The following is an 18,082-nucleotide window of genomic DNA, read 5'->3' as shown; positions in this document are numbered from 1 at the left end:
ACTTTACACCACATCGCGACCGGTCACTTCAAAGGATTGCGTCGTGTCTACTTCGATGCGGTGGTCTTGTTTTCCATGTTGACGACCTGCACGCGGCGATTGACCTCGGCCATCGGCTGGGCCGGGTCCTTCAGCTTGCTCTTGCCGTAGCCGACGGTGACGAGGTCGGTCGCCGAGATGCTGTATTTCTCGACGAGGTAGCGCTTGATCGAATCCGCGCGGCGCTCCGAGAGGTCCTGGTTGTAGGACTCGCCGCCGGCGGCGTCGGTGTGGCCCGCCACCACGAAGGTCGATCCCTTCAGGTCCGGGCTGGTCAGCGCGCGGCCGAGCGCCTGCACCGAGGGCATCGACTTGGCGCTGATATTGGCCGAGTTGTAGTCGAAGGTGATTTCGAGATCGATGTTCGGCTTGTCCTTGGCTGCTGACGCGATCTCTTCGCGTTCGGTCGACGACAGCGAACGCGTCGAGCGGCCGCGCACGGACTGGATCAGCTTGGTCTCGGCCGCGTTCGGCACGGGATCGGTCTGCGGGGCGATCGAGAGACCGCGGGTCAGCGGCTTCTTCGGCGGCGGCGCCAGCGCACGGACGATCTCGTCCTCGGTAACGTTCTTGCTGTTGCCGTCGTCGCCGGCGAATGCGAGCGGGGTCGTCAGCGACAGAGCGGCGCCGACGGCGATAATGGACAGGGTCGCGGAAAATCCCTTTGCAGCCAATCTCATTGCCAGTCCCTCCTGCGCAGCGAGCCTGCGCGGTTCCAAAATTCTTGCGAGAAGCCCCCCGGGAAAGGCCGCCTGCGGCATCCGTTCGTTAGTCTGTTCCGGGCCGCCGAGGGTTCGAGGCGTACGTGGCCTCAACTCAAAAAAATACTAGCGTACTCCGTAGCTTGCGAACTCCTGAACGATGTTCGGGTCCATCGCCTTGGCATTGGCGATGTCGAGTGCGCCTTCCTGGGCGGAGCCGTTGCGCTGCTTGGCGAGACCTCGTCCGTAGAGCGAGGAGGTCAGGCGCGGATTGATCCGCAGGGCCGCGTCGAAATCGGCGATGGCGTTCTTCACCGCGCCGGACTTCAGGTTGACGAGGCCCCGGCTATCCAGCGCATCGACGAAGTTCGGCCGCAGCCGCAGCGCCTCGTTGCAATCCTTCAGCGCGGCCTGGAGGTCGCCGACCACGGTGCGGGTCCAGCAGCGATTGTTGAGCGCCTCGACGTCCTTCGAATTGATCCGCAGCGTGTCGTCGAAATCCTTGATGGCAAGGTTGTAGGCGCCCTTGCTGGCATAGACCTGGCCGCGCCGGTACAGCGCGTTCACGTCGTCAGGATTGGCCGCGATCTTGGCGGTCAGGCCCTTGATGGTGGGATCCTCCGCAAGCACAGCCGCGCTCGGCCCACTATCCACGCTCGGGGCGGGGGCGGGATCGGCCGGTTTCACCGGCGGGGGCGGGGGCGGCAGGGCGGCCTCGACCTGCGGCTTCGGCGACGGGGCCGGTGCGGGCGCAGGGGGAGGTGCCGGCGCTGCAACCGTCTCGGCGGGCTTCGTCGCCGGAGGCGGAGCCGGTGGCGCGGGTGGTGCCGGAGGCGGGTTGTTCGCGACGACCGGCGGCGCGGGAGGCGGAGGCGGCGTGTTTGCTGTCGGGCGCGATCCCGCCGCCCCTGGAATGAACGAGAAGTCCTCGGCCAGGGAGGAGGATATCCACGGCACCTGCTCGCCGCGCGAGGCGCGGGTGACGCCCATCTTGGTGCGGTTCAGCGTTTCTTCCGCCATCAGGTCGGGAACGCGGATCTCCTTCAGCAGCTCCTGGACGAACAGGCTGTGCTCGCCGCCGGCATCCGAGACCACCGAGGCCAGCGCCGCCGAATACATTACCAGCGTGCCGTTCGGTGCGATGACCGGAGTCAGTCCGGCCGAAAAGCTGCGGAACCGGCGCTCGAACGGATTGCGCCTCGAGGCGTCGATCAGCGCGATCTTGACGCCGGCGCCCCGGGTATTGAGCTCGCCGAGCACCAACTCGAGACTGAAGCCATCGCGGCGCACGTCGGATTCGGTCCAGATCTGCGCGTCGATCGGCAGCATGTAGCTCTGGCGCGCCGACTGGATGCCGAACCCGCTGAAGAACACCAGCGCCACCGAGCCCGGCTTGATCTTGCCGTAGAGCTTGTCGAAGGCGCGGCGCATGCCGTCGCCGGTCAGGTTCTCGCCGATCTCGACGGAAAAGCCGTCGCGCTTGAGCTCGTCGGCGATGTCGCGCGCATCGTTGATCGGTTCCTTCAGCGGGGCGTCCGCATCCGGGTATTTCGCGTTGCCGATGATCAGCGCAAAGCGATCGCCGGCCGCAAGCGTCGGCGCGGTCGGGACGAGCGAAACGATCAATGAGAGAAGGAAAAGGAAGCGAATTTTCATAATCAGCGCGGTCCAGCCAAAAAGGCGCCGATCCCAGCTTGCGCCGCGGCGACCTTAACTTACGCTCTAGGCATTATCAAACCGGGGAAGGGGGGCGTCAACCGCTTGGAGATTCGGCGTTATCGCGACGATTGACCGCAACGCAGGGGCGCGTCGCGACGAGAATGAACGGGCTGTCATGATTTTGCTCGACGCGATCCGGTTGGGCATTGTGGCAGCCATGCTAGGACAGGGATGGCGACCAAAATGTGATTGGTCTCACATTGGCGCTGGTCTCCGCTGTCATGCGGGGCGTTTGACCTTTTCGGCGGACAATGGCTTGGTGCGCTCGATCGTCCCCGAAGATCCAATCAGAAAAGCAAAACCATGGGAAACGTCTACGAAATCTACGCACTGCGTTACGCGACGATGTCGCCGCGCACCCCCAGCATGAATTTTTTGGCGCCCGACCCGCATGACAGCGCGGCGCAGGACCTCGACTACTTCGTTTGGCTGATCCGAGGGCGGGGCCGCGATATCCTGGTCGATACCGGCTTCAATGCCGAGGAGGCGAGTGCGCGGGCGCGCAAGCTGACGCTCAATCCGGTCGATGCGCTGGAGCGCTTCGGCGTCGCCGCGCCTGATATCCGCGACATCATCGTGACGCATCTGCATTACGACCATGCCGGCAATCTCGACCGCTTCCCGAACGCGCGCTTCCATCTCCAGGAGCGCGAGATGGCTTATGCGACGGGCCGCTGCATGTGCAACGGACTGCTGCGACATCCGTTCTCGGTCGAGCACGTCACGCTGATGGTGCGCCATGTCTATGGCGAGCGCGTCACCTTCTATTCCGGCGACGGCGAGATCGCGCCGGGTGTCACCGTGCACCGGGTCGGCGGCCATTCCGACGGCCTGCAGGTGGTCAAGGTCGAGACCGCGCGCGGGCCGGTGGTGCTGGCGTCCGATGCCGCGCACTATTACGCCAATCTCCAGCGCAAGAGCCCGTTCCCGATCGTCTACAATGTCGGCGACATGGCGCAGGGCTGGGAGACGATCGAGCGCCTTGCAGGCCACCCCGATCGATTCATCCCCGGCCACGATCCGATCGTGACCGAGATCTATCCGCGCGCCAGCGACAAGGTCGATGCCTGGGCGCTTCACCTGCCGCCGTCGCGGTCGTTTGCGAAATGACGCGGTAGAGAAAGCGGTCGCGACTCCATCACCGTCACCCTAAGGTGCTCGCCTCTTCGGCGAGCCTCGAAGGGCGACGGCCCGGCTGCATCGAGACCGCTGATCCTTCGAGGCTCCCCGCACGATGCTTCGCATCGCGCGCCTCGCACCTCAGGATGACGGGGCCGGCACTACGCGCGGGCGACTCAATTAATATGCCTGCTTCGCACCGCCTCTATTGGTCTGGACCAGGTCGAGGCTCGCTTCGATCTTGCCAAGCAGAGCCGAGCGCGTTCGGGCCAAAATCTCCAGTTTTAGTCTCAGCCGACAACTTCCGGTCTGACCTCTTCTCCGGATGTGTTCAGCCTTCGCGATGGGCGGCCGGCCGGTTGTCACCGAGTGCCGGCAGGATCGCGGCAAGCAACGATATCGCGAGGAGATTTTCGCGCCGCTAGCTCCGGTGGGGAGAATATCGCTAGATAGGCGCGGTCCCCCGCGAGCTGATATGCGGCGATCTCGCTATAGCCGACGGCGGTCAATTCGCAGCGCAAGAACTCGATTGGCGTGCCATGCTTCGACGTCGGAAGCTCGATGTCGACAATTCCGACCCGCGCACCTCGCTTCAAAGCGGGCGCGAGATTGTAGAGGAGGCCATAGGGCTGGGCTATCTCGTGATACATGTGCACGAGGATTGCGGCATCCAGCGATGAAGCGGGCAGGCGCGGGTCGTGTGGTTCGCCGAGCGCGAATTGCACGTTCGTCAACTTCAGACGTTCGGTTCGTTTGGCGAGTTCGATGAGGTAATCCCGCGTGACGTCCTCGGCAACGACAGAGCCGGCGGGGCCGACGAGATGCGAGAGCCTGACCGTGTGGTAGCCGCTGCCTGCTCCAATGTCGCCGACTGTCATGCCTGGTTTCAGTTCAAGAGCACGTGCGATTTGGCCGGCCTCATTGAGGGCGTCGCGGCGCTCTTCGGCGGCGCGCTGCGGGCTGACGATCCGTGCAACAGGCCGCTGCGGTGCGGGAAACTCGTTTGCAGCGACCCCGGGGGGAGCCAGAAAACCGATGTCGGCGGCGTATGCGCGAGTTGCGGTAGACGCCACAAGCAGCGCTGCCATGTAAGCCAGTGCCGTCACGGGCCTGCCAAGCTTTCTCAACCGGTCGAGGCGCATCTTTGCTAAACCATGAGTCCACGCCCTAATACGCCTGCTTGGCGTCGGCCTCTTCGCTGGTCTGGATCAGATCGAGGCTCTGCTCGATCTTGCCGAGCAGGGCCGAGAGCTGCTTGCGCTCCTGTGCGGAGAGGCAGGCCAAAATCTCGTCCTCCCGCCGCAGCAATTGCGGAAACAGCTCCTCGTAGAGCGTGCGGCCCTTCTTGGTCAGTTGCAGGCGGAATTCGCGGCGATCGGCTTCGTTCTCGACCCGCTCGATCAGCTCATCATGCAGCAGCGTGGTCACTGCGCGGCTGATGGTGGATTTGTGCGTGCGGGTGCATTGCGCGATGTACTGCGCGCTGCAGGCGTCGTTGCGGAAACCGAGCGTCGCGATCACGCGCCAGGCCGGAATGTCGAGGCCGTGACGCTCCTGATATTCGACCGCGAGCGCGGAACTCACCTCCGCGGCAAGCCGGTTGAGCCGGAACGGCACGAACTTGAACAGATCGAGCCGTGACTTTGGCCGCGGCGAAGCCTCATCGGCCTGCCGTGTCTTCAGCGCGATGTCGCTGGATGTCCTCGCCAAGGGGAGCGCTCCGAATTCCAGTTGACGGCCGGCCGGCTCCGGTCCAAAATAGTTGCACGTGAGACTATCTAGCAGATCAGTCCTCTCCTGACCAGAGCCGAGGTTAGTGTATGGCGCCCGCCAATACGCATCAGGCCAAAACCCAGTTCGGCTATCGCCGCCACGCAGACCAGGATCGCCCCGGCCAAAGTCCGGCCGAGCATCCGGTCGTGGTCGTCGGCGCAGGGCCCGTTGGGCTGTCGCTGGCGATTGATCTCGCCCAGCGCGGCCAGCGCGTCGTCCTTCTGGACGATGCCGACCGTATCGGCGAGGGCTCGCGCGCGATCTGCTTCTCGAAGCGGTCGCTGGAATATTGGGATCGGCTCGGCGTCGCCGACCGCATGGTCGACAAGGGCGTGGTGTGGAGCGTCGGCCGGATCTTTCACGGCGAGTCGCAGCTCTATCAATTCAACCTGTTGCCCGAGGACGGCCACAAGCGGCCCGCCTTCATCAACCTCCAGCAATATTACGCCGAGGCCTATCTGGTCGATCGCATCGGGGATCTGCCTGCGATCGACCTGCGCTGGCGCAACAAGGTGACGGCGGTCGAGCAGCGCAACGATTCCGTCGCGCTGACGATCGAAACGCCTGATGGCGACTATCGCCTGCACGCGCAATATGTCGTCGCCTGCGATGGCGCGCGCTCGTCGCTGCGGCAGATGGTGGGCGCCGAGTTCGCGGGGCAAGTGTTCGAGGACCAGTTCCTGATCGCCGACGTCAAGATGACGGCGGAATTCCCGACCGAGCGCTGGTTCTGGTTCGATCCGCCGTTTCATGCGGGACGCTCGGCGCTGCTGCACCGCCAGCCCGACGATGTCTGGCGCATCGATCTCCAATTGAATCGTTACGCCGATCCCGTGGTCGAGAAGAAGCCGGAGAACGTGCGGCCGCGGATCGCGCGGATGCTCGGCCACGACAAGTTCGAGTTCGAGTGGATCTCGCTCTACAAGTTTCAGTGCCGGCGGATGGACCGATTCATCCATGGCCGCGTGATCTTTGCCGGCGATTCCGCGCATCAGGTTTCGCCGTTCGGCGCGCGCGGCGCGAATTCGGGACTCGAGGACGCTGAAAACCTGTCCTGGAAGCTCGACCGCGTGCTGCGCGGCACCTCGCCCGCGAGCCTGCTCGAGACCTATCACGTCGAGCGAAGCCTCGCGGCCGACGAGAACATCCGCGAGTCCACCCGCTCGACCGATTTCATGGCGCCGAACTCGCACCAGGAAGCGCGGCTGCGCAAGGCGGTGCTGTCGCTCGCCAAGGAAACCGAGTTCGGCAAGCGCATGGTCAATGGCGGCCGGCTCTCCGTGCCTTGCAGCTACGACTCGCCGCTGTCCTCGCGCGATGCGGATGCGTGGCGTGGTGGACCGTCGCCGGGCTGTTCCATGCTCGACGCGCCGGTTGCGACGCGCGCGGGCGAGCAGGCCTATCTGACCGATGCGTTCCGCAAGGGGGGAACGGATTTTACGCTGCTGTCGTTCAGCAATGGCGCGGCGATCGATGCGCCCGATGGCGTGAAGGATATTCGCATCGGTGGCGAGGGCGGGCTTGCCGATCCCCAGGGGCTTGTCGCTAGACGTTACGACGCCGAGCCGGGTGTGGCCTATCTGCTCAGGCCCGACGGCTACGTCGCGGCGCGCTTCCGTCATCCGACGCGTGAAGCGATCGCGGCGGCGCTGTCGCGTGCCGCAGGCTTGAATTGAGGTTTCGCATGCCGCTTTCGACCAGCTCCAACTTCGCGCGGCCCGACGACGCCTTTCGCGCCATCGTCGAGGCGCATCGCGGTCTCACCGAGGAGCAGAGCGCCGATTTCGACGCGGCGCTGGTGCTGATCCTCGCCAACCATATCGGCGACATCGACGTGCTGCGGGACGCGCTCGTGCTGGCGAAGCGCCGCATGATCGACGGCCAGCAGCAACAACAGCAACAACAATAGCCACTGACCTAAGGATGAACTGATGGCGAAGAACTTCGCATCTACCGGCGATCTCTCCGAGAAAAAGATCACCTTCTCCGAGATCGGCACCGACCTCTACGCCTTCACCGCCGAGGGCGACCCGAACACCGCCATCATCGTCGGCGACGACGGCTGCCTCGTGTTCGACGCGCAGGCGACGCCGGCGATGGCGGGCAAGGTGATCGAGCGCGTCAAAGCGGTCACCGACAAGCCGATCAAATATGTCGTGCTGTCGCATTATCACGCGGTGCGTGTGCTTGGTGCCTCCGCCTACAAGGCGCAGGGCATCGTCGCCTCGCAGGAGACTTATCGTCTCATCGAGGAGCGCGGCAAGCAGGATTGGGATTCCGAATACGGCCGCTTCCCGCGCCTGTTCCAGGATGCGGAGAGCATCCCCGGCCTGACCTGGCCGACGCTGACCTTCGAAGGCGAGATGTCGATCTATCTGGGAAAACGCGAGGTGCGCCTGATGCAGCTCGGCGCGGGGCACACCTCCGGCGACATCGTCGCCTGGGTGCCGGATGCCGAGGTCATGTTCTCCGGAGATCTCATCGAATATCACTCGGCCTGCTATTGCGGTGATGCCCATTTGCGCGAATGGCCGCTGACGCTGAACGAGATCCGCAACTTCAATCCCAAGGCGATCGCGCCGGGCCGCGGCGATGCGTTGAAGGGCGTTGGCACCGTGCGCGAAGCCATCGCGATGACGCGCGATTTCGTCACCTCGCTCTATGGCGCGGCCGAGATCTCGGTCGCCAAGGGCCGCACGCTGAAGGAATCGATGGCGGCGACGCGCGAGGTGATGGACCCGAAATTCCACAGCTTCGCCATCTACGAGCACTGCCTGCCGTTCAACGTCTCGCGGGCCTATGACGAGGCGTCGGGCATCGACGATCCCGTGATCTGGACCGACAAGCGCGACCAGGAAATGTGGGCCGCCCTGCAAGGAGGAGGATAGTCATGAACATCAATACCTCGCCTGATCAGATCATCCGCAGCTCGGCCCAGGTGACGCCGGGCTACATGTCCGGCTTCGGCAACAGCTTTGAGACCGAGGCGCTGCCCGGCGCGCTGCCGATCGGTCGCAATTCGCCGCAGCGCTGCGCCTACGGGCTTTATGCCGAGCAGCTTTCGGGCTCGCCCTTCACCGCCCCGCGCGGCACCAACGAGCGCTCCTGGCTCTATCGTATCCGCCCGTCGGTGAAGCACTCCGGCCGCTTCGAGAAGGTCGATGCCGGCCTGTGGCGCTCGGCGCCATGTCATGAATATGACCTGCCGATCGCGCAGCTGCGCTGGGACCCGACGCCGCTGCCGAAGGAGGACGTCACCTTCGTCCAGGGCGTGCAGACGATGACGACCGCGGGTGACGTGAACACCCAGGCCGGCATGGCCGCGCATGTCTATCTCATTACCAAGTCGATGGTGGACCAGCATTTCTACAATGCCGATGGCGAGCTGATGTTCGTGCTTCAGCAGGGCGTCTTGCGCCTCGTCACCGAGTTCGGCCGGATCGATGCCGAGCCTGGCGAGATCGTGGTGATCCCGCGCGGCGTGAAATTCCGCGTCGAGATTCCGAACGGACCGGCGCGCGGCTATCTCTGCGAGAACTACGGCGGCGCCTTCACGCTGCCGGAGCGCGGCCCGATCGGCGCCAACTGCCTCGCCAATGCGCGCGACTTCCTGACGCCGGTCGCGAACTACGAGGACAAGGATACGCCGACCGAGCTGTTCGTGAAATGGGGCGGCTCGCTGTTCAAGACCACGCTCCCGCATTCGCCGATCGACGTCGTCGCCTGGCACGGCAATTATGCGCCCTACAAATACGATCTGCGCACCTTCTCGCCGGTCGGTGCGATCGGCTTCGACCATCCCGATCCCTCGATCTTCACGGTGCTGACCTCGCCGTCGGAGACGGCAGGCACCGCGAACATCGACTTCGTCATCTTCCCCGAGCGCTGGATGGTTGCCGACAACACCTTCCGCCCGCCGTGGTACCACATGAACATCATGAGCGAGTTCATGGGGCTGATCTACGGCGTCTATGATGCCAAGCCGCAAGGCTTCGTCCCCGGCGGCATCAGCCTGCATAATTGCATGCTGCCGCACGGCCCCGACCGCGACGCCTTCGAGCATGCCAGCAACGGCGAGCTGAAGCCGGTGAAGCTCACGGGCACCATGGCCTTCATGTTCGAGACCCGCTATCCGCAGCGTGTCACGTCGCACGCCGCGAATGCGTCGACGCTGCAGGATGATTACGCGGATTGCTGGAAGGGACTTGAAAAGCGGTTCGATCCGAACAGGCCGTGACGTTCTTACCCTCTCCCCTTGTGGGAGAGGGTGGCATAGGCGGCCTTCGGCCGCCGTCTCTAAAAACGCCGATGCTCTGCATCGGCTATGGCGAAGCGACGAGACGGGTGAGGGGTCTGTCTCGGCGAGTGAACCTCTCGCTTTTGGAAACGCGGATAGAGACCCCTCATCCGGCGCTTCGCGCCACCTTCTCCCACAAGGGGAGAAGGAAGAAAGAATCGAGCCGCAAGTGACAACCTATCCCAACGACCCCGGCCTCCGCTCCTTCATCGACATCGACCCTTCTTCCGACTTCCCAATCCAGAACCTGCCCTATGGCGTGTTCTCGACCGCGGCCAATCCGACGCCGCGGGTCGGCGTCGCGATCGGCAGCCATGTGCTCGATCTCTGGGAGCTCGAGCAGGATTCGCGGCTCGATGTCGGCCCGCTCGGCGTGTTCTCCGGGCCCTCGCTCAATCCGTTCATGGCGCTCGGGCCAAAGGTCTGGACCAGGACGCGGGCGCGGATCAGCGAGCTGTTGCGCCACGATCATCCGGAACTGCGCGACAACGAGGAGCTGCGCAAGCAGGTACTGGTGCCGATGCGCGATGCAAGGCTGCATCTGCCGTTCGCCGTCTCCGGCTACACCGATTTCTATTCGTCGAAGGAGCACGCCACCAATGTCGGCGTGATGTTCCGCGGCAAGGACAATGCGCTGCAGCCGAACTGGCTGCATATGCCGATCGCTTATAACGGCCGGGCCTCCACCGTCGTGGTCTCCGGCACCAAGGTGAAACGCCCGCGCGGACAGTTGAAGCCGCCGAATGTCGAGGTGCCGAGCTTCGGCCCATGCAAGCGGCTCGATTTCGAGCTGGAGATGGGCGTCGTGATCGGCCAGCCCTCAGCCATGGGCGGTATGCTGACGGAGCAACAGGCCGAGGAGATGATCTTCGGCTTCGTGCTGCTCAACGACTGGAGCGCGCGCGACATCCAGCAATGGGAATATGTGCCGCTCGGGCCATTTCTGGCGAAAGCGTTTGCGACCTCGATCAGTCCGTGGGTGGTGACGCGCGAAGCGCTGGAACCGTTCCGCCTGAACGGCCCGGCGCAGGAGCCGGTGCCGCTGGATTATCTCAAGCAGGGCAAGCCGCAGAACTACGATGTCGAGCTCGACGTGACCTTGCGCACCGCCGGCGCCAATGCGCCAGCGAGCATCAGCCGCACCAATTTCAAATACATGTACTGGTCCTCGGTGCAGCAATTGATGCACCACGCCTCCTCCGGCTGCGCCATGAATGTCGGCGACCTCTTGGGCAGCGGCACCATCTCGGGCCCGGAGAAGAACCAGCGCGGCAGCCTGTTGGAGATCAGCTGGAACGGCACCGAACCGGTCGAACTGCCTGGTGGAGCCAAGCGCTCGTTCTTGGAAGATGGCGACAGCCTCGTGATGCGCGGCTGGTGCCAGGCCAACGGCTATCGCGTTGGCTTTGGCGAGGTTGAAGGGACGATTTTGCCGGCGGAGTAGCTTCCACCGCCGCAACAACCTCCGTCATTGCGAGGAGCCACCCGGTCCCGCCTTCGGCGGGCCGGATGACAGGCTCCGCAACGAAGCAATCCAGAGTCCCTTCGTTGAGGGATTCTGGATTGCTTCGCGGAGCCTGTCATCGGGCCGCGCTTTGCGCGGACCCGGTGGCTCGCAATGACGGTGCGGATGCAGCTTACCGCTTCTCCGGCGGCACGTCCCTTACCCGCGCACAATGCGCTGCGACGTCCTCCACGCTGTACTTCAAATGCACCCGCTTGTCGGATGGCGCCTGCTTGGTCGTGCACACGCCCGGCCGCCATTCCTGCGTCGGCCGGATCGGGCGCGGGGCAAAGCCGCCGCCGCAGTTCGGGCAGACGTTGGAGAGTTTTGTCTCGACGCAATCCGCACAGAACGTGCATTCATAGGAGCAGATCCGCGCATCCGTTGCACTTGGCGGCAGGTCGCGATCGCAATATTCGCAGTTCGGTCGAAGCTGGAGGGCCATGGCGCAATCTCCGTCAGTTGACGCGATCATCGCAGATCGCACAGCGAGCGCGAATGACGTAGTTCCCTCGATTTCAGCCGGGCTTGATCTCCTTCAGCGGCAGCTTTGAGCTTTCCTTCAGCCGGTCGAGCACGATCGAGGAGCGCACATGCGCCACGCTCTGGTGCGGCATCAGCACGTCGTTGACGAGGTTGGAGAGGCCCTTGAGGTCGCGCAGAACGGCCTTGAGCACGTAGTCGGCATCGCCCGTCAGCGAATAGGCCTCCTGGATCTCGTCGATCCGATTCACCAGAGCGCGGAAGCGTTTTGAATTGTCAGGCGAGTGGGTTGCGAGCCCCACCTGGATGAAGGCGATCACACCGAAGCCGAGCGCTTCGCTGGAGAGGTCGGCGTGATAGCCCGCGATCACCTTCTCCTCCTCCAGCCGCATCCGCCGGCGCGAGCATTGCGAGGCCGAGAGGCCTGCGAGATCGGCGAGCTCCTGGTTGGTGAGGCGGCCGTCATCCTGGAGCGCGCCCAGGATCTTGAGGTCGAAGGCGTCCACAGAAATCATGCGTCTTTTGTCCATTTCATGCACGGATCGTGCATATCGTAGCCAAAACGCGCCCCGTTTGCACGCTCTTTGCACACGCCGTGAAGGATAGTTCATCCCCAGCAGCAATCTGGGAGAATACCATGGGTCCGTTTCCGCACGATGCACCGCCGGCCACTGTCAGCGCCGACAATCCGATGGGCACCGACGGGTTCGAGTTCGTTGAATATGCGCATCCCAATCCGGAAGAGCTGCACGCGCTGTTCAAGCTGATGGGCTATGCCCCCGTCGCGCGCCACAAGACCAAGACAATCACGGTCTATCGCCAGGGCGACATCAACTATCTCGTCAACGAGGAGCCGGGCACCCACGGCTACGAGTTTGTCGCCGCGCACGGCCCCTGCGCGCCGTCGATGGCGTTCCGCGTGGTCGATGCGAAAGCCGCTTATGACCGGGCGGTTGCGCTCGGTGCGGAGCCTGCCGACGTGTCATCCGCGCAGACGACGCTCGACGTGCCCGCGATCAAGGGCATCGGCGGCAGCCTGCTCTATTTCGTCGATCGCTACGGCGCCAAGGGCTCGGCCTATGATGCCGAGTTCGAATGGTTGGAGGCGCGCGATCCGCGGCCGGTCGGTGCCGGCCTGTTCTATCTCGACCATCTCACCCACAACGTCCATCGCGGTCGCATGGATGTCTGGACCGGCTTCTACGAGAAGCTGTTCAACTTCCGCCAGATTCGCTTCTTCGACATCGAGGGCCGCGCCTCCGGCCTGTTCTCGCGCGCGCTGACCAGCCCGGACGGCAAGATCCGGATTCCGATCAACGAGGACGCCGGCGATTCCGGCCAGATCGAGGAATATCTGAAGACCTATCGCGGCGAGGGCATCCAGCACATCGCCTGCGGCTGCCGCGAAATCCACGGCACGATCGAGGGCCTGCGCGCGGCTGGCCTGCCTTTCATGCCGTCGCCGCCCGATACCTATTTCGAGAAGGTCGACGCCCGCCTGCCCAAGCACGGTGAGGACGTCGCACGTCTCCAGAAGAACGGAATCCTGATCGACGGCGAAGGCGTGGTCGACGGCGGCCAGACCAAGGTGCTGCTGCAGATCTTCTCGGCCAACGCGATCGGCCCGATCTTCTTCGAGTTCATCCAGCGCAAGGGCGACGACGGTTTCGGCGAGGGCAATTTCAAGGCCTTGTTCGAGTCGATCGAAGAGGATCAGATCCGGCGCGGGGTGTTGAAGGTGGACAACGCGGCGTAGGTTGGAGCTGTAGTTCCGTAGCCCGGATGGAGCCACCGGGTCGGCGCGAAGCGCCGCCCGATGACAGGCTCCGCGAAGTCCGGGACAGCATCAGCCGTATCGAAGAACCCCGGATTGCGCTGCGCTCCATCCGGGCTACGGGATCTTTCCCGAGGCTAGATCTGCCGCTTCCAGGCAGCCGTCACTGCCGAGATCTCCGCACCCTCCGGTTCACGCACCGTCGAGGGCGTGCGCGAGAAACGCGGCGCGGGCGCGGGCTGCTTCACGCCGTGGCGCTCGAGGAACACGTTGCGGGCGACCATGTGCGGATGTTCCGTCGCCTCCGACATGGTCAGCACCGGCGCGAAGCAGATGTCGGTGCCTTCCATGATCTTGCACCAGTCCTCGCGCGTCTTGCTCTTGAACACGGCCTTCAGCTTTTCCTTCAGCGCCGGCCAGGCCTTCGGGTTCATCTGCGCATCGAAATCGGCATCTAGCAGGCCGGCATGCTCGCGCAGCAGCGCGTAGAATTGCGGCTCGATCGAGCCGATCGAAACGAAGTGCCCGCAGGCGCATTCATAGACGCCGTAGAAGTGCGCGCCGCCGTCGAGGAAGTTCTGGTTGCGGCCTTCGGTCCAGCGGCCGAGCGTGGTCATGTCGAAGAAGAACGACATCAGCGACGCCGCGCCGTCGCACATCGCGGCGTCCACGACCTGGCCCTTGCCGGACTTCTGCGCTTCCAGGAGTGCTGCGAGCACGCCGACGACGAGATAGAGCGCGCCGCCGCCGAAATCGCCGACCAGGTTGAGGGGTGGCACCGGCGCTTCCTTGGTTCCGATCGCGGCCAGCGCACCGGTGATCGAGATGTAATTGATGTCATGGCCGGCGGCGTTGGCGAGCGGGCCTTCCTGGCCCCAGCCGGTCATGCGGCCGTAGACCAGTTTTGGATTGCGCGCGAGGACGACATCGGGGCCGAGCCCGAGCCGCTCCATCACGCCCGGACGAAAACCTTCGACCAGCGCATCGGCGCTGGCGAGCAGGTCGAGCACCTGCGCGATCGCTGCCTTGTCCTTGAGATCGAGCTCGATCACCTTGCGGCCGCGGCCCGCCACCGACTTCATGCTCTTCTTCGCGCCGACGCGGTCGAGCGTGACGACATCGGCGCCCATGTCGGCCAGCATCATGCAGGCGAACGGGCCGGGTCCGATGCCCGCGAATTCGACGATGCGGAAGCCCGAGAGCGGGCCGGAGGTGCGGACGGAAGGCGAGGGGGCTGGTTTGTCGAGCACGTTGTTGTTTCCTCGGGTCGCGGGCGCGTGCCGGTGATCCGGCAATCGTTCCAGGACATTCCTCTCTGGGGCGAGTTAATTGGCTGATTAACTTTTCCCGCCTTCACGCCAGCGAGGCAAGCGCTTTTCGCGCATGGACGCATAATAAAAGCGGCGCGCATTTCTGCGCGCCGCGGAAAATTTGCGTTCAGTCGCTAGCCGCGATTGTCAGCCCGCAGCAGTGACTGCGCGCTGCGCCATCACCTTGATGAGATTGGCACGGTATTCGGCGGTGCCGTGGATGTCGGCCAGAAGTCCGCTCGCTGGAATGTTGACGCTATCGATTGCCGACGGCGACCAGTTCGCCTTCAGCGCGGCCTCGATGGCGCCAACCCGCATCACTCCGCTCTGCGACGCGCCGGTCGCGGCGACGCGGATCTCGCCGGACTTCGTCTGCGCGACGAAGACGGCGGTCAGCGCGAAGCGCGAGGCCGGATGCCGCATCTTGGCGTAACCGGCTTTCGCCGGTACCGGGAACGACACCGCGGTGATGATCTCGCCGTCTTCAAGCGCGGTCGTGAACAGGCCCTTGAAGAAGTCCTCGGCCGAGAGCGACCGCTTGTTGGTCTTCACGGTGGCGCCGAGTGCGAGCAGCGCGGCCGGATAGTCCGCGGCAGGATCGTTGTTGGCGATCGAGCCACCGATCGTGCCGCGATAGCGCACGGCGGGATCGCCGATCTGTGATGCCAGATAGGCGAGCGCGGGGATCGCCTTCTTCGCGGCATCGCTGGTCGCCACATCATAATGCGGCGTGGCGGCCTTGATGGTCAGCGTGTCGCCGGAGGCTTCGACACCAATCAGGTCCTTGATCTTGCCGAGATCGATGACATCGGAAGGCCCGGCGAGGCGCTGCTTCATGACCGGCAGCAGCGTCTGGCCGCCGGACAGGAATTTCGCCTCGCTGCTCTTGCCGAACAGGCTGGCGGCTTCGTCGACCGAGGAAGCGCGATGGTAGGTGGTCTGGTACATCTTCGTTCCTCCCTCTTAAGCCGCGTGGATCGTGCGCCACACCCGGTCCGGGGTTGCGGGCATTTCCAGGTTGTTCTTGCCGATCGCATCCGTGATCGCGTTGATCACGGCCGCGGAGGCGCCGATCGCGCCGGCCTCACCGCAACCCTTGATGCCGAGCGGATTGCCCGGGCACAGCGTCGTGGTGTGGGAGAGGTTGAACGAGGGAACATCGTCGGCGCGCGGCATGGCGTAGTCCATGAACGAGGCCGTGACCGGCTGGCCGTTGGCATCGTAGATCGCGTGCTCGAGCAGCGCCTGTCCGATGCCTTGGACAAGGCCGCCATGGACCTGGCCCTCCACGATCATCGGATTGATCAGCCGGCCGAAATCGTCGGCGGCGACGAAGTTGACGAAGGAGGTCTTGCCGGTGCCGGGATCGACCTCAAGCTCGCAGATATACGTGCCGGCCGGGAAGGTGAAGTTGGTGGGATCGTAGAAGGCGCTTTCCTTCAACCCCGGCTCCATTCCATCAGGCAAATTGTGCGCGGTGTAGGCCGCGAGGGCGACCATCGGGAAGGCGATCGCCTTGTCGGTACCGGTCACCTTGAACTCGCCGTTCTCGATGACGATGTCGGCTTCCGACGCCTCGAGCGCATGCGCCGCGATCTTCTTGGCCTTGGACTCCATCTTCTCCATGGCCTTCAGGATCGCGGTGAGACCAACGGCCGCCGAGCGCGAGCCGTAGGTGCCCATGCCGAACTGCACCTTGTCGGTGTCGCCATGGACGATCGAGACCTGGCTGATGGGAACGCCGAGGCGATCCGCAACAAGCTGGCAGAAGGTGGTCTCGTGACCCTGGCCGTGGCTGTGCGAGCCGGTCAGGATCTCGATGGTGCCGACCGGGTTGACGCGCACCTCGGCCGATTCCCACAGGCCGACGCCGGCGCCCAGGCTGCCGACGGCCTTAGACGGCGCGATGCCGCAGGCCTCGATGTAGCAGGACACGCCGATGCCGCGCAGCTTGCCCTGCGACTTCGCCTGCGCCTTGCGGGCCGCGAAGCCGGCATAGTCGATCGCCTTCATCGCCGCGTCGAGCGAGGCGTTAAAGTCGCCGGTGTCATAGGCCATGATCACGGGCGTCTGGTGCGGGAACTGGGTGATGAAGTTGGTCCGGCGCAGCTGGGCCGGATCGACCTTGAGCTGCCGTGCCGCCGTTTCCATCAGACGTTCGATCAGATAGCTCGCTTCAGGACGGCCGGCGCCGCGATAGGCGTCCACCGGCGTGGTGTTGGTGTAGACACCAACCACCTCGGCATGGATCGCCGGGATGTTGTACTGGCCAGACAGCAGCGTCGCGTAGAGATAGGTCGGCACTGACGACGAGAACAGCGACATGTAGGCGCCGAAATTGGCGTAGGTCTTCACCTTCAAGCCGGTGATCTTGTTGCTGGCGTCGAACGCCATCTCGGCGTGGGTGACGTGGTCACGGCCATGCGCGTCGGTGAGGAAGGCCTCGGTGCGGTCGCCGGTCCACTTCACGGGACGGCCGACCTTCTTCGAGGCCCAGAGCGCCACCATCTCTTCGGGATAGATGAAGATCTTCGAGCCGAAACCGCCGCCGACATCGGGGGCGATGACGCGCAGCTTGTGCTCGGGGGCAATGTTGTAGAACGCCGACAGCACGAGGCGGGCGACGTGCGGGTTCTGTGACGTTGTGTATAGAGTGAAGTGCTCTTCCGCCGCATCGTAGTCGGCGATCGCCGCGCGCGGCTCCATCGCGTTCGGCGCGAGGCGGTTGTTGGTGACGTCGAGCTTGACGACATTGGCGGCCTTGGCGAAGGCGGCATCGGTCGCGCCCTCGTCGCCGATCACCCAGTCATAGACCTGGTTTCCGGGAGCTTCGGGGTGAAGCTGCGGCGCGCCGGCCTTGATGGCCGACTGCATGTCGGCAACGGCGGGCAGCTCCTCGTAATCGACGACGACAGCTTCCGCCGCGTCGCGCGCCAGATTCTTGCTGTCGGCGATCACGACCGCGACCGCCTGACCGACGAAGCGCACCGTCTCCGGCGCCATCGCCGGCCATGCGCCCATCTTCATCGGGCTGCCGTCCTTGGAGGTGATGGCCCAGCCGCAGATGAGGTTGCCGACCTTGTCGTCGACGAGCTGCTGTCCGGTGAGCACCGCGACCACGCCCGGCATGTTCAGCGCGGCGGACGCATCGATCTTCTTGACCTTGGCGTGCGCGTGCGGGCTGCGGATGAAATGGGCATGGGTCATGCCCTGCAATTTGATGTCGTCAACGTACCGGCCCTTGCCGGTAATGAAACGCTTGTCTTCCTTGCGCACGACGCGCGCGCCGATGCCTTCAACACCCATGTCTGGTCCTCCCGACCGGAAATTTCTTTGACTGCGCTTTCCCTCGAAAGCAGCAGC

The 18,082-nt window shown here is 64.3% G+C and carries 16 protein-coding genes; 7 read left to right on the top strand and 9 right to left on the bottom strand.

The window, feature by feature from the left end:
• Positions 1-47: 47 nt before the first annotated feature.
• Together VGR99_RS01645 and VGR99_RS01640 are read right to left on the bottom strand one after the other, a co-directional pair.
• The gene (locus VGR99_RS01645) at positions 48-719 is read right to left on the bottom strand and encodes an OmpA family protein (RefSeq protein ID WP_326896552.1); all 672 of its coding nucleotides are present in this window, start codon (positions 717-719) and stop codon (positions 48-50) included.
• 147 nt (positions 720-866) lie between these two features.
• Complete coding sequence (locus tag VGR99_RS01640; protein ID WP_326896551.1) at positions 867-2,396, bottom strand: caspase family protein; 1,530 nt, start codon at positions 2,394-2,396, stop codon at positions 867-869.
• A gap of 366 nt (positions 2,397-2,762) precedes the next feature.
• On the opposite strand from VGR99_RS01640, the gene VGR99_RS01635 reads away from it, so the two are divergent.
• Complete coding sequence (locus tag VGR99_RS01635; RefSeq protein ID WP_326896550.1) at positions 2,763-3,569, top strand: N-acyl homoserine lactonase family protein; 807 nt, start codon at positions 2,763-2,765, stop codon at positions 3,567-3,569.
• A 371-nt stretch (positions 3,570-3,940) separates the two neighbouring features.
• Here the strand turns inward: VGR99_RS01635 and VGR99_RS01630 are convergent, their stop codons facing one another.
• Complete coding sequence (locus VGR99_RS01630; RefSeq protein WP_414645082.1) at positions 3,941-4,666, bottom strand: class I SAM-dependent methyltransferase; 726 nt, start codon at positions 4,664-4,666, stop codon at positions 3,941-3,943.
• 79 nt (positions 4,667-4,745) lie between these two features.
• Complete coding sequence (locus tag VGR99_RS01625) at positions 4,746-5,288, bottom strand: MarR family transcriptional regulator (protein WP_326896548.1); 543 nt, start codon at positions 5,286-5,288, stop codon at positions 4,746-4,748.
• Between the two features lie 110 nt (positions 5,289-5,398).
• Between VGR99_RS01625 and VGR99_RS01620 the strand changes: the two genes are divergently transcribed.
• The 5 genes from VGR99_RS01620 to fahA all read left to right on the top strand — a co-directional run bounded on the left by VGR99_RS01620 (position 5,399) and on the right by fahA (position 11,092).
• Complete coding sequence (locus VGR99_RS01620) at positions 5,399-7,027, top strand: FAD-dependent oxidoreductase (protein ID WP_326896547.1); 1,629 nt, start codon at positions 5,399-5,401, stop codon at positions 7,025-7,027.
• A gap of 8 nt (positions 7,028-7,035) precedes the next feature.
• Positions 7,036-7,260 carry a DUF2783 domain-containing protein gene (locus VGR99_RS01615; RefSeq protein WP_129274078.1) on the top strand — a complete coding sequence of 75 codons (225 nt, stop codon included), beginning with the start codon at positions 7,036-7,038 and terminating at the stop codon, positions 7,258-7,260.
• A gap of 22 nt (positions 7,261-7,282) precedes the next feature.
• Positions 7,283-8,239 carry an MBL fold metallo-hydrolase gene (locus VGR99_RS01610; RefSeq protein WP_326896546.1) on the top strand — a complete coding sequence of 319 codons (957 nt, stop codon included), beginning with the start codon at positions 7,283-7,285 and terminating at the stop codon, positions 8,237-8,239.
• A gap of 2 nt (positions 8,240-8,241) precedes the next feature.
• Positions 8,242-9,588, top strand: a complete 1,347-nt coding sequence (gene hmgA, locus VGR99_RS01605; protein ID WP_326896545.1) for a homogentisate 1,2-dioxygenase — start codon at positions 8,242-8,244, stop codon at positions 9,586-9,588.
• Between the two features lie 229 nt (positions 9,589-9,817).
• The gene (gene fahA, locus VGR99_RS01600) at positions 9,818-11,092 is read left to right on the top strand and encodes a fumarylacetoacetase (RefSeq protein WP_326896544.1); all 1,275 of its coding nucleotides are present in this window, start codon (positions 9,818-9,820) and stop codon (positions 11,090-11,092) included.
• Between the two features lie 193 nt (positions 11,093-11,285).
• On the opposite strand, the gene VGR99_RS01595 is transcribed toward fahA, so the two are convergent.
• Positions 11,286-11,597, bottom strand: coding sequence for a DUF1272 domain-containing protein (locus VGR99_RS01595; protein WP_326896543.1), 312 nt, complete (start codon positions 11,595-11,597; stop codon positions 11,286-11,288).
• A gap of 73 nt (positions 11,598-11,670) precedes the next feature.
• Positions 11,671-12,150, bottom strand: a complete 480-nt coding sequence (locus VGR99_RS01590; RefSeq protein ID WP_157333018.1) for an Lrp/AsnC family transcriptional regulator — start codon at positions 12,148-12,150, stop codon at positions 11,671-11,673.
• Positions 12,151-12,272: 122 nt separating this feature from the next.
• Here VGR99_RS01590 and hppD point away from each other — a divergent pair, with 122 nt between their 5' ends.
• On the top strand, positions 12,273-13,391 hold the full coding sequence (gene hppD / locus VGR99_RS01585) for a 4-hydroxyphenylpyruvate dioxygenase (protein WP_326896542.1): 1,119 nt from the start codon (positions 12,273-12,275) through the stop codon (positions 13,389-13,391).
• 155 nt (positions 13,392-13,546) lie between these two features.
• Here hppD and VGR99_RS01580 read toward each other — a convergent pair whose 3' ends face one another.
• From VGR99_RS01580 to VGR99_RS01570, 3 genes are all read right to left on the bottom strand, one after another.
• Positions 13,547-14,659, bottom strand: a complete 1,113-nt coding sequence (locus tag VGR99_RS01580) for a CaiB/BaiF CoA-transferase family protein (RefSeq protein WP_326896541.1) — start codon at positions 14,657-14,659, stop codon at positions 13,547-13,549.
• 207 nt (positions 14,660-14,866) lie between these two features.
• Positions 14,867-15,667: a xanthine dehydrogenase family protein subunit M gene (locus VGR99_RS01575; protein ID WP_326896540.1), complete on the bottom strand. Its 801-nt coding sequence runs from the start codon at positions 15,665-15,667 to the stop codon at positions 14,867-14,869.
• A 15-nt stretch (positions 15,668-15,682) separates the two neighbouring features.
• Positions 15,683-18,025: a xanthine dehydrogenase family protein molybdopterin-binding subunit gene (locus tag VGR99_RS01570; protein ID WP_326896539.1), complete on the bottom strand. Its 2,343-nt coding sequence runs from the start codon at positions 18,023-18,025 to the stop codon at positions 15,683-15,685.
• Positions 18,026-18,082: the final 57 nt, after the last annotated feature.

Origin of the sequence: Bradyrhizobium sp. (assembly GCF_035935975.1) — a bacterium.
Classification (GTDB): domain Bacteria; phylum Pseudomonadota; class Alphaproteobacteria; order Rhizobiales; family Xanthobacteraceae; genus Bradyrhizobium.
Note: the sequence above shows the minus strand (reverse complement) of the source record. Positions and strands in the feature narration are given on the sequence as shown.